Annotated in this window: 10 protein-coding genes; 5 read left to right on the forward strand and 5 right to left on the reverse strand. The window is 70.1% G+C overall.

From position 1 onward, the window contains the following. Positions 1-28: 28 nt before the first annotated feature. From OHS18_RS31675 to OHS18_RS31685, 3 genes are read right to left on the reverse strand one after another with little or no spacing between them, the layout of a single operon-like run. A complete protein-coding gene (locus OHS18_RS31675; protein ID WP_328446441.1) occupies positions 29-766 on the reverse strand; it encodes a hypothetical protein in 738 nt (245 codons plus the stop codon). Continuing rightward, the gene (locus OHS18_RS31680) at positions 766-2607 is read right to left on the reverse strand and encodes a substrate-binding and VWA domain-containing protein (RefSeq protein ID WP_328613348.1); all 1842 of its coding nucleotides are present in this window, start codon (positions 2605-2607) and stop codon (positions 766-768) included. Before OHS18_RS31680 ends, OHS18_RS31675 begins: the two co-directional genes overlap by 1 nt. Positions 2608-2653: 46 nt before the next feature. Beyond that, the gene (locus OHS18_RS31685) at positions 2654-3826 is read right to left on the reverse strand and encodes a homogentisate 1,2-dioxygenase (protein ID WP_328446439.1); all 1173 of its coding nucleotides are present in this window, start codon (positions 3824-3826) and stop codon (positions 2654-2656) included. A gap of 85 nt (positions 3827-3911) precedes the next feature. Between OHS18_RS31685 and OHS18_RS31690 the strand changes: the two genes are divergently transcribed. From OHS18_RS31690 to OHS18_RS31700, 3 genes are all read left to right on the forward strand, one after another. After that, positions 3912-4766, forward strand: coding sequence for a hypothetical protein (locus OHS18_RS31690; protein WP_328459128.1), 855 nt, complete (start codon positions 3912-3914; stop codon positions 4764-4766). After that, positions 4763-5404 carry an IclR family transcriptional regulator gene (locus OHS18_RS31695; protein ID WP_328446438.1) on the forward strand — a complete coding sequence of 214 codons (642 nt, stop codon included), beginning with the start codon at positions 4763-4765 and terminating at the stop codon, positions 5402-5404. Before OHS18_RS31690 ends, OHS18_RS31695 begins: the two co-directional genes overlap by 4 nt. Positions 5405-5486: 82 nt before the next feature. Further along, positions 5487-5867, forward strand: coding sequence for a DUF6188 family protein (locus OHS18_RS31700; protein ID WP_328446436.1), 381 nt, complete (start codon positions 5487-5489; stop codon positions 5865-5867). Here OHS18_RS31700 and OHS18_RS31705 read toward each other — a convergent pair. Together OHS18_RS31705 and OHS18_RS31710 are read right to left on the reverse strand one after the other, a co-directional pair. Further along, positions 5864-6532, reverse strand: a complete 669-nt coding sequence (locus OHS18_RS31705) for a DUF998 domain-containing protein (protein ID WP_328613349.1) — start codon at positions 6530-6532, stop codon at positions 5864-5866. The genes OHS18_RS31700 and OHS18_RS31705 overlap by 4 nt on opposite strands. A 119-nt stretch (positions 6533-6651) precedes the next feature. After that, entirely contained in the window at positions 6652-7239 is a 588-nt protein-coding gene (locus OHS18_RS31710) for a TMEM165/GDT1 family protein (protein WP_328459127.1), read from the reverse strand. A gap of 185 nt (positions 7240-7424) precedes the next feature. Here OHS18_RS31710 and OHS18_RS31715 point away from each other — a divergent pair, with 185 nt between their 5' ends. Both OHS18_RS31715 and OHS18_RS31720 read left to right on the forward strand, forming a co-directional pair. Next, positions 7425-8384 (forward strand): S41 family peptidase, encoded by a 960-nt coding sequence (locus OHS18_RS31715; protein WP_328613350.1) that lies wholly within the window; start codon positions 7425-7427, stop codon positions 8382-8384. Between the two features lie 79 nt (positions 8385-8463). Further along, complete coding sequence (locus OHS18_RS31720) at positions 8464-9939, forward strand: cytochrome ubiquinol oxidase subunit I (protein WP_328613351.1); 1476 nt, start codon at positions 8464-8466, stop codon at positions 9937-9939. Positions 9940-9992 lie beyond the last annotated feature (53 nt).

Consider the following 9992-nt stretch of genomic DNA (forward strand, 5'->3'; position numbering starts at 1 on the left):
CCACCGGGTGGTGCGGTCAAGCACGCGGTCAGCCCAACGACCGCCGCGTCGCCTGCTCCGTCTCCAGGACTCCCTGGCGGATTCCCTCCAGCTGATCGCTCAGCTCCCGGACCGCGCCGGTGTCCACGGCGAAGTCGGTCGTCGCCGCCGTCAGTTCGGCGACGCGCGCCACCAGGCTGTCCAGGCCCAGCGCGCCCGACTGCAGCTGCGCCAGCAGCTTGTCCCGCGCCCCGGACAACCGAGCGTGGACGTCCGCCTGGGCCTGGACCGCGCTCAGGGCCTGCTCGAGGTCGCCGCGGACGTCCTCGCGAGCCGACCGCAGCTCGCCCTTCAGCCGGCGCTGTTCGCGGCTGACGGCGTCCAAGTCGACGCGGGACAACGCCTTTCCCGTCGCCGAGGCCCGGCCGGCCAGACGCTGCAGCGTCGAGAGCGTCTCCCGGACCACCGGTTCCATGTCGGACACGCGGTCGGCCAGCGGCCCCGAGTCCAGCGAGTCGCTGAGGGAAGCGAAGCCGTCGGCGGCGTGCTCGGCGCGGTGCAGCCAGTTGGCCTCGGCCGACCCCGGCGTCACGTCGAGGACCCGTGCTTCGCGGGCCGGAGGCTCCTTCTCGCGGGTTGCGAGCGCGACGCCGGCCCGGGCGGCCAGCACCGCGACGCCGACGCCGAGCGCGGCGGCCACCGGCAGCTGCACGGCCCACGCCACGCCGGCCGACGTGGCGCCGAGCAGCAGCCCCCACGGTTCGGCGAGCTCGCGGACGAATCTCATCAGAAGTTCGAGATCACGGACGTGAAGACCTGGTTGATCGAGTCCGGTTTGGACGAATCGTACTCCGACCCCTCGGTCGACTCGGCGATCTGCTTGAGCACGTCCTGGTCGGCGTCGCCGCCGTAGGCGATGGTGAACAACCGCACCGTCTCCGCGTTGCCTTCGGGCCGCAGCTGCGGCAGCAGGTGGTCGAGGTCGACGCCGCCGGAGTCCTCGTTGCGGCCGTCGGTCAGCACGACCACGGCGTTGATCGCGGCCGGGTCGAGGTGGGCCTTCATGTACTCGTAGGCGGCCAGCGACGAGTCGTAGAGCCCGGTGCCGGCCTGGGGCGTGAGCCCGCTCAGGCGCGACGCGAGCGTCTCCTTGCCGCTGTTGCCGAGGGCCTGCACCGGGAGCAGCTCCTGGTAGTCCCGATCGCCGTCGAGGTGGGTCGAGAACTGCCAGAGCCCGACCTGGTCGCGCGGCACGAACTGGCCGAGCGCGTCGATCGCGGCCTGCTTCGCCAGGTCGATCTTGCTCTTGCCGGTGCCCTTGACCTCGTCGCCCATCGAGCCGGAGACGTCGACCACGAGCAGCACGTTCGCCTTCTTGCGCAGCTCGGTCCACGTCGTCAGCAGCTTGGCCAGCACCGACGGCGACGGCGGCTGCAGGAAGCTGATCTTCGCGTCCGGCTGCGCGCCGTTGGCGGTGGTCACCTGCGCGCCCGGCTTGCCGTCGAAGGAGCGGAACCCCAGCGCGGCGAACTTCTGCTGGGTCTCCGGCCCGCGCAGGTAGCCGAGGAAGTCCGCGGCGATCTGCTTGCGCGTCTGATCGGCCCAGTTGAGCGTGACGAACGGGTGATCGGAGTTGAGCGTGCCGTCCGACGGGTAGATCGCGACGATCGGCACCTTCGGCGGCGCGTGCTGCCCGACCTTCGCCGGGTCGTTCGTCGGGTTGCCCTGGTTGTAGCCGATCAGCGAGCTCTCCTCGACGGTCACCGCCGAGATGTACGACAGCGCCGCGCCCTTGTCGTCGGCCTTCTGCAGGTTCGTCAGGAACGTCAGCGTGTTGTCGCCGTAGTGCACGATCGCCTGCTCGATGTTCGTGACGAACTGCTTCGCCTCGGGCTTCTCGAGCGCGGCGGCGGTGAGGTCGGACGACGTCCCGGTCGCGGCGTAGTAGGCGCCGATCGTGGCGTTCAGGCCGGCCGTGGAGATGTTCGGGTTCGTCTTGCCCAGCCGGAACTTGCCCCACTCCGGGTGTCCGAACTTCGCCCAGCCCGCCGGGTCCGTGGCCAGCGCGGCCAGGTCCTTCCAGCCGATCGGCTTCGACGGCCAGCCGAGCGCCTCGGCCATCGGCTTCGGCATCGCGATGGTCAGCGGCGAGTTCGCGATCGACTGCGTGTCCCCGTCGGGCACGATCGATCCGCTGTCCCCCTTGGCGTTGACGCGCAGGAGGTTGACCCAGCCGCTCGCGGCCGGCGTCCAGACGTCGGGGCGCGGCCCGTCGGTGGCTTCGTTCCAGCCGTTCGCCAGCGCCTGCATCGCGACACCCGACGATTTCGACTTCACGACGACGTCGACACAATGGCCGGCGACCGACCGGCCGGAGTAGGTCTTCGCGGCTTCCTGGACGATGCCGACCTTTTCCGGCGACGACGCGACGTTCAGCGCGATCGCGTCCGAGCCGGTGCATTTCGGCGCGTCGGCCTCGTCGTCCGAACCACTGGTCCAGGCCCGGATCCCGATGATCAGCCCCGCCGCGACCACGATCGCGGCGAGAAAGGGCAGAATCTTTCTCTTTCTTCGCGCTGGCTGGGAATTGATCACCGAAAACGCCCCCTCCGCCGACCGGAATTCCATTATCCGGTCGGCGGGGGAGCGCCGGGGTCACGTTGCCGAAACTTGACTATCCCTTAGGGCCGCGCTTGGACCACGTCCACGCGTAACCGGGGTCTTCGGACGCGTCGGCCGCTTCGCCGAGCTCCAGCGGGGCGAAAGTGTCGACCATGACGGCGGTTTCGTCGAAGAACTCCGCGCCGATCGACGCCTCCGCCGCGCCCGGCTGCGGGCCGTGCGTGAAACCGGACGGGTGCAGCGACAGCGAGCCGACGCCGATCCCCGAGCCCTTGCGGGCCTCGTAGTTGCCGCGCACGTAGAACATCAGCTCGTCGGAGTCGACGTTCGCGTGGTTGTACGGCACCGGGATCGAGTCCTCGTGGTAGTCGACCTTCCGCGGGCAGAAGGAGCAGACCACGAAGTTCGGGCCCTCGAACGTCTGGTGCACGGGCGGCGGCTGGTGCACGCGGCCGGTGATCGGCTCGAAGTCGTCGATGTTGAACGCCCACGGGTACAGGCAGCCGTCCCAGCCGACGACGTCGAACGGGTGCGTCGCGTACGTGTAGCGGGTCAGGCCGGCGCGGTGGCGCACGAGCACCTCGACGTCTTCGCCGTCTTCCAGCAGCGGCTCGGCCGGCCCGCGGACGTCGCGCTCGCAGTACGGCGAGTGCTCCAGGAACTGGCCCTTCGCCGACAGGTAGCGCTTCGGCGGCCCGATGTGCCCGCGCGCTTCGAGCGTGAAGAGGCTGACCTCGCCGTGCGGGAGGACGCGGTAGGTGCACGACGTCGGGATCACCAGGTAGTCGCCGTCGCCGACCTCGAGGCTGCCGTAGATCGTCTCGACGGTCGCGGAGCCGCCCTGGACGTAGAACAGTTCGTCGCCGGCCGCGTTGCGGTACAGCGGGCTCGGCGCGGTCGCCGTCACGAAGCCGATGGAGACGTCGGCGTTGCCGAACAGCCGTCGCCGGCCGGTCACCGCGTCGGCGTCACCGCCGAACTTGAGCTCGCCGGTCTTGTAGGCCCGCGGCTTGAGCGGGTGGTTCGGGGTGAGCGACCCGCGGTCCTCCTCGACGGCGACCGCGTCGACGATCGCCGTCGGCAGCCCGCGGTGGTAGAGCAGCGCGGAGTCGGCGGAGAAGCCTTCGACGCCCATCAGCTCTTCGGCGTAGAGCCCGCCGTCCGGCTTGCGGAAGGCCGTGTGCCGCTTGTGCGGGATCTCGCCTACCCGCCGGTAGTAAGGCATCGATGTCCCCTCCTGACGTGTCCGTTGTGCGAACGATTTTGTCCTCATGTCGTACGCTACTAGCGTGTCATTCGTGTCAAGCGCTGTGGAACTCACGCCCCCCGGCCCCCGTGGGATCCCTCCCCTGTTCGCGAGGCTCGTCGACGACTCGGCGCTGTTCCCGCCGGGCGATGCGGCCATGCCCGAAGCCCTGCGCGCGCATTTCGCGAGCCGGGAGTCCGAACACGCAGGTGTACTGGGGGTTTTTCTCTGCCAGGCGTCCCGTCTGCCCGAGCTGATCACCGAGTTGATCAAGATCAAGCCGAAGCAGCCGCTGCCGCTTTCCTTGATCATCGACACCGGGCTCGGCGGTGTGCCGAAGGCGATTTCCATCGTCGAGTCGCGCAGTGAGCTGCTCGCGCTGCGGATGGTCGAGATGCCGGCCCCGTCCGACGTCGACGAGGTGTGGCTGGAACGCGTCTCGGAGTTCGTCCCCGAGGACGTCATCCGGGTGGTCGAGCCGCGGCGCGGCGTCGGCTGGCTCGACGGCGTCCGCAAGGTGATCGAGCACGGCAGCTGGCCGAAGATCCGCTGCGGCGGCAAGGCGGGCGAAAACTTCCCGAGCGTCGACGAGGTGGCGGACTTCCTGGCCGTCGTCAGCGGCTCCGCCGGCGCCTCGTTCAAGGCGACGAACAGCCTCCACCGCGCCGTCCGCCACGCCGACCCGGGTACCGGCTTCGTGCACCACGGCTTCCTCAACCTGCTCGTGGCGTCCGCGCGCAGCCTGGCCGGCGGCGACGTCCGAGCGGCCCTGGAGGAGACCGACGGCCAGGCGCTGGCCGACGAGGCCCGCGCGTTGCCCGAGCCGGCCGCGAAGGCCGTGCGAGAGCTCTTCGCGTCCTACGCGGCCGCTTCGTTCGACGAGCCGGTCGCCGACATGGGCGAACTCGGCTTGCTGTGACCGGCCGGGAGGGGTCGCTGACGCTCGACCGGGGCTTGGCGCTGCTGCAGGCGGTGGCCGACGCCGGCGGCGACGCGGCGACCATCTCCGAGCTGGCCGTGGCCATCGGGGCCAGCCGCGCGGCCGTCTACCGGCTGCTGGTGCCGCTGTCCGAGCGCGGGCTGGTCTGGCGCGACGGCACCAAGGTCCGGCTCGGCGTCGGCCTGCTGCGGCTGGCCGGGCAGGTGCTCCCGCAGCTGCGGGACGCGGCCGGCCCGGTGCTGCGCGAGCTGGCCGAGAAGGTCGGGGCGACCGCGCACCTGTCGGTCGCCCAGGGGGCGCAAGCGCTTGCGGTGGCCGTCGTGGAGCCGTCCTGGACGAGTTTCCACGTCGCCTACCGCGTCGGCAGCCGGCACGCCCTGAACTCGGGTGCGGCCGGCAAGGCGATGACCCTGCGCCCCGGCGGCGACGGCTGGGTGACGTCGGCCGGCGAGCTGGAAGCGGGCGCGTCCGGTGTCGCCGCGCCGGTCCGCGGGGTGCCCGGGCTGCGGGCGAGCGTCGGCGTCGTCTCCCTCGAACCTCTCAAGGCCACCGAGGTCGGTCCGCAGGTCGTCGCGGCCGCCGCCCGGCTGACCGGGGTGCTCCGAACGGATGCGTAGTTGGCGCATGGGCGCCGGGATGTGATCTCGTGGTGCCAGAGGCGGCTCGCCGGGGAGCCGTCGTGACCCGGCCGGGGGTGCGGTGAAGATTCCCGAGGAGCTCGTCGGCTGCGCGGTCCGCCGGACCGCGTTCGACTTCCAGGTGCGTCTCGAACTCGTCGACGAGCCGGCGGACGAAGAGCCGCGGGTCGACGCCGAACTGGTCGTCGAGACGGCGTTCCGGCTGCGTGACGCCGCAGGCCGCTGCCACGACCTCAGGCCGGCCACCGGGGCCGCGCTGGCGCCGGTGCTGGACCTGTTCGGCCGCACGGTGACCGCCGTCCGGCTGCGGTCCGGCAGCCTCGCGCTGACGTTCGACGACGGCGCCGAGCTGTCGGTCTGGCCGGATCCGGCGTACGAGTCGTGGTGGCTGACCGGGCACGGCGTCGAGCCGATCCTGGTCGGGCCGGGGGAGTCGAACTAGCGCCGGGACGCGGCCACGAGCGGCCGGACCATGGTCAGCAGCAGCGCGACGTCGACGCTGAACAGGAGCCGCTCGAACAGCCCGAGCGTGACCTCCTGGTGCGCCGGGCCGATGATCAGCGTGACGACGAAGCCGCCGAGCACGACGCCGACACTGGCGAAGCTCGCCGTGGCCAGGCGCCGGATCGTGCTGCGGCGCGGCTCCCACGGGCACCGCTCGCGACCCCTGCGGGTCAGCACGAACGCGGCCGCGGGCAACGCGACGAACGCCGTCAGCGCGGCGATGTTGTGCACCTGTCCGGACAGCGAACGCGCTTCACCGTCCGGGTCGACGCGCACGAGCCCGCACACCAGCAGCCCGGCGGACCAGACACCGAGCAGCACGCAGACGGCGGTGGTGCCCGGGCGGCGCGCCTTCGCGATGCCGGTGAGCAGGGCGACTGAGCCGAGCGCGAGCGCCAGGCACATCGCGCTGAACAGCGGCGCGGCCGACGAGCCGCCGACCTTGCCGTAGACGTACTCCGAGAGCGTCTGCCAGATCGGGCTGACCTGGCTCGAGAGGCGCAGGTGCAGGTCGATCGAGATGGCCACGGCCAGGCCGATGCCGCCCAGCGCGAGCCTGCCGTGCACCGGCGAGACGGCGGTCTGCGGCTGCGGTGCGGTCACTTGCGGTTCTCCTGGCACATCGAGGACAAGGAGAAGGGCAAGGTGGTGTTCACCTTGCCCTCACCCTTTCGTTCCCGAAAGGTTACCGCGTGATCCTGTGAAGAGTCCGTACGTCCAGGTCAGAAAGCCAGCTGGAGCAGGGCGAACGCCGCGAACCCGGCGAACACGAACCCGGCGATGCGCTGGATCAGCTTCGGCCGGATCCGGTTGCGGATCTTCCCGCCGATGAACACCGCGAGCCCGGCCACCACGACGAGCGCGGCGAACGAGCCGACGCCGACGGCCAGGGGGTTGCCGATCCGGGCGGTCAGGCTCGCCGTCGCGAGCTGGGAGGCGTCACCCCACTCGGCGGCGAAGAGCACACCGAAGGACGTCAGCGCGGAGCGCCAGAAGGACGCTGGCGAGGGGCCTGTGCGCGAAGCGTCTTCGCCTGCTTCGTCGGCTCCGCTGAATCCCTCGCGAAGGAGCATGAAAGCGCCGAGCCCGAACATGCCGGCCACGACCAGGGAAAGGACGACGTCCGGCAACAACGTCAACACACTGCCGAACGCGACCGCGATGACACATTGCACGGCGAACGCGGCGCACACCCCGGCGAATACCGGCCAGCCGCGGAAACGGGTGGTCAGCACCAAGGTCGCGACCAGTGTCTTGTCCGGCAGCTCCACGGCGAGGACCAGGCCGAACGCGCTGATCAGCGCCACCATCGCGGTAGTCATGTGTATTTCTCTCCCCTTTCACTGCAACGATAAAGGGGAGGTTCAGCGAGTCGCAAGCTGATGGCTTCCGCGAAATTGCCGAATCGGTGCCCATGAATTTGTCATCGCGGACGGGCGCACAATTTTCTTCGGCACACCGAATTTTCGGTTGTGGTCTGCGGTAGGTTGCGGGCATGGGGTCAGAAGCGCGCACTGCGCAGGTCAACGAGGTCATCCGCCGGCTGGACGCGCACTACGTCTTCCCGGACGTCGCGGCGAAGCTGGCGGAGGTGCTTCGCCGGCGTCTCGATGAAGGCGCGTACGCGGATCTCGACGACGCCGAGTTCGCGACGGTCGTCACAGTGGATCTGCAGTCGGTGAACGGCGACAAGCACGTGCGGCTGCGCCACCACCTCGACCCGGTCCCCGAAGACGGGGACGCGAAGTTCGACTCCGAGGAGTTCCGGGTCGAAGCCGAGCTGGAGGCGTTCGGCATCGCGGCGGTCCGGCGGCTGGCGGGCAACGTCGGCTACCTCGACACGACACTCCTCTACCCGGCCGAGCTGGCCGGGCCCGCGATCGCGGCGGCGATGACGCTGCTGGCGCCCACCGACGCACTGTTGCTCGACGTGCGCCGCAACCGCGGCGGCACCCCGGGCACGAGCGCGCTGCTGCAGAGCTACCTGGTCGACGAGCAGGTCAACTACCTGAACATCTACGAGCGCGAGGGCGACCGCACGACCCAGATGTGGACGCTGCCGTACGTGCCGGGCGCGAAGTTCGGCGGCACGAAGCCGATCTGGGTGCTCACCGGCCCGCGCACGTTCTCCGGCGGCGAGGACCTCGCGTTCTCCCTGCAGCAGCAGGGCCGCGCGAAGACCGTCGGCGAGCCCAGCCGCGGCGGCGCGCACCCGCGTGAACAGTACAAAGTGGACACCTATCTCGACGTGACCGTGTCGATCGCCCGCTCGTTCCACCCGGAGACGGGGGAGAACTGGGAGGGCACCGGCGTCCGCCCGGACATCCCGGTCGACGCGGAGAAGGCGTTCGACACGGCGTACGCGCTGGCCCTGAAGCACGTGCTCGAGCTCGGCGACACCGGCCCGCGGCGCGCGGTCGCCGAGGAGGCGCGGGCGGCGCTCGACCGGTTGTAGTCACCCAGGACGTTGGTCCTGGGCACATCGGGACCAGTTGAACTGGTCGCGCCGCCGGGCCCGGAGCACGCTGGGCTACGTGGAGGTCCTTGAGCTAGCGCGGTGGCAGTTCGGCATCACCACCGTCTACCACTTCCTGATGGTCCCGTTGACCATCGGGATGTCGATCCTGGTCGCGGCGATGCAGACCCGCTGGGTCCGCACCGGCGAGCTGCGGCACCTGCGGATGACCAAGTTCTGGGGCAAGCTGCTGCTGGTCAACTTCGCCATGGGCGTGGTGACCGGGATCGTGCAGGAGTTCCAGTTCGGGATGACGTGGAGCGCGTACTCCCGGTTCGTCGGCGACGTCTTCGGCGCGCCGCTGGCCATGGAAGGGCTCGTCGCGTTCTTCGTCGAGTCGACGTTCCTCGGCCTGTGGATCTTCGGCTGGGACCGGCTGCCGAAGAAGGTGCACCTGGCCTGCGCGTGGGCGTTTTCGCTGGCCACGATGGCCTCGGCGTACTTCATCCTGGCCGCGAACTCGTGGATGCAGCACCCGGTCGGCGTGACGTTCGAGAACGGCAAGCCGACGATGAACTCGATCTGGGCGGTGCTGACGAACAACACGGCGCTGGCCGCGATCCCGCACACGCTGGCCGGCGCGTTCTCGGTGGCGGCGGCGTTCCTGGTCGGCATCGCGGGCTGGCACCTCTGGCGGCGCGGCGACCACCAGGACGTCTGGCGCACGTCACTGCGCCTCGGCGGCTGGGTCGGCGTCGCCGCGTTCGCGGTCCTGGCGATCACCGGGGACACGCAGGGCAAGCTGATGTTCGAGCAGCAGCCGATGAAGATGGCGTCGGCGGAAGCCCTGTGCCACACGGAAAAGCCGGCGAGCTTCTCGATCATCGCGATCGGCGACGTCGCGGGGTCCGACTGCGAGGACGTCAAGACGTTCAACGTGCCCGCGCTGCTCTCGTTCTTGGCGCACAACGACTTCAAGACCGAGGTCAAGGGCGTCGAGGACCTGATCGGGGAGTACCAGGCGAAGTACGGCACGAACTACCCGGACGACCCGGACCTGGGTTCGCTGGCGGGCAAGCCGATCGACTACGTGCCGAACCTCCCGGTGACGTACTGGGGCTTCCGCATGATGATCGGCTTCGGCGCGGTGTCGGCGGGCATCGGCCTGCTGGCCCTGTGGCTGACCCGCCGCGACCGCATCCCCGGCTCACGCTGGTTCCCGTGGCTGGTGCTCCTCGGCGTAGCCACCCCGTTCCTGGGCAACAGCGCGGGCTGGATCTTCACGGAGATGGGCCGTCAGCCGTTCGTGGTGGCCCCGAACCCGTCCGGCGTCGACGGCGTCTGGATGTTCACGGCCCAGGCGGTCTCGCGGTTGTCGACCGGCGAGGTCTGGACGTCCCTCATCGCCCTGACCACGGTGTACGCCGTGCTGGGCGTGGTGGAGCTGTACCTGATGCGCAAGTACATCCGCGGCGGCATCGACGCGGTGATGCCGCCATCGAAGCCCAAGAACGACGACAACGAACCGGGCGACACGCTCGCGTTCGCCTACTGAGGCGGCGACGATGAGCACCACGAAAACCCACACCCCGGCCGAGCCCACCCCCG

The organism is Amycolatopsis sp. NBC_00355, from assembly GCF_036104975.1.
Lineage (GTDB): Bacteria > Actinomycetota > Actinomycetes > Mycobacteriales > Pseudonocardiaceae > Amycolatopsis.

Excerpts from the sequence above, each read along its gene's own strand:
- OHS18_RS31675 (WP_328446441.1), bottom strand. The coding sequence starts at position 766 with ATGAGATTCGTCCGCGAGCTCGCCGAACCGTGGGGGCTGCTGCTCGGC.
- OHS18_RS31680 (WP_328613348.1), bottom strand. The coding sequence starts at position 2,607 with ATGGAATTCCGGTCGGCGGAGGGGGCGTTTTCGGTGATCAATTCCCAG.
- OHS18_RS31685 (WP_328446439.1), bottom strand. The coding sequence starts at position 3,826 with ATGCCTTACTACCGGCGGGTAGGCGAGATCCCGCACAAGCGGCACACG.
- OHS18_RS31710 (WP_328459127.1), bottom strand. The coding sequence starts at position 7,239 with ATGGTGGCGCTGATCAGCGCGTTCGGCCTGGTCCTCGCCGTGGAGCTG.
- OHS18_RS31715 (WP_328613350.1), top strand. The coding sequence starts at position 7,425 with ATGGGGTCAGAAGCGCGCACTGCGCAGGTCAACGAGGTCATCCGCCGG.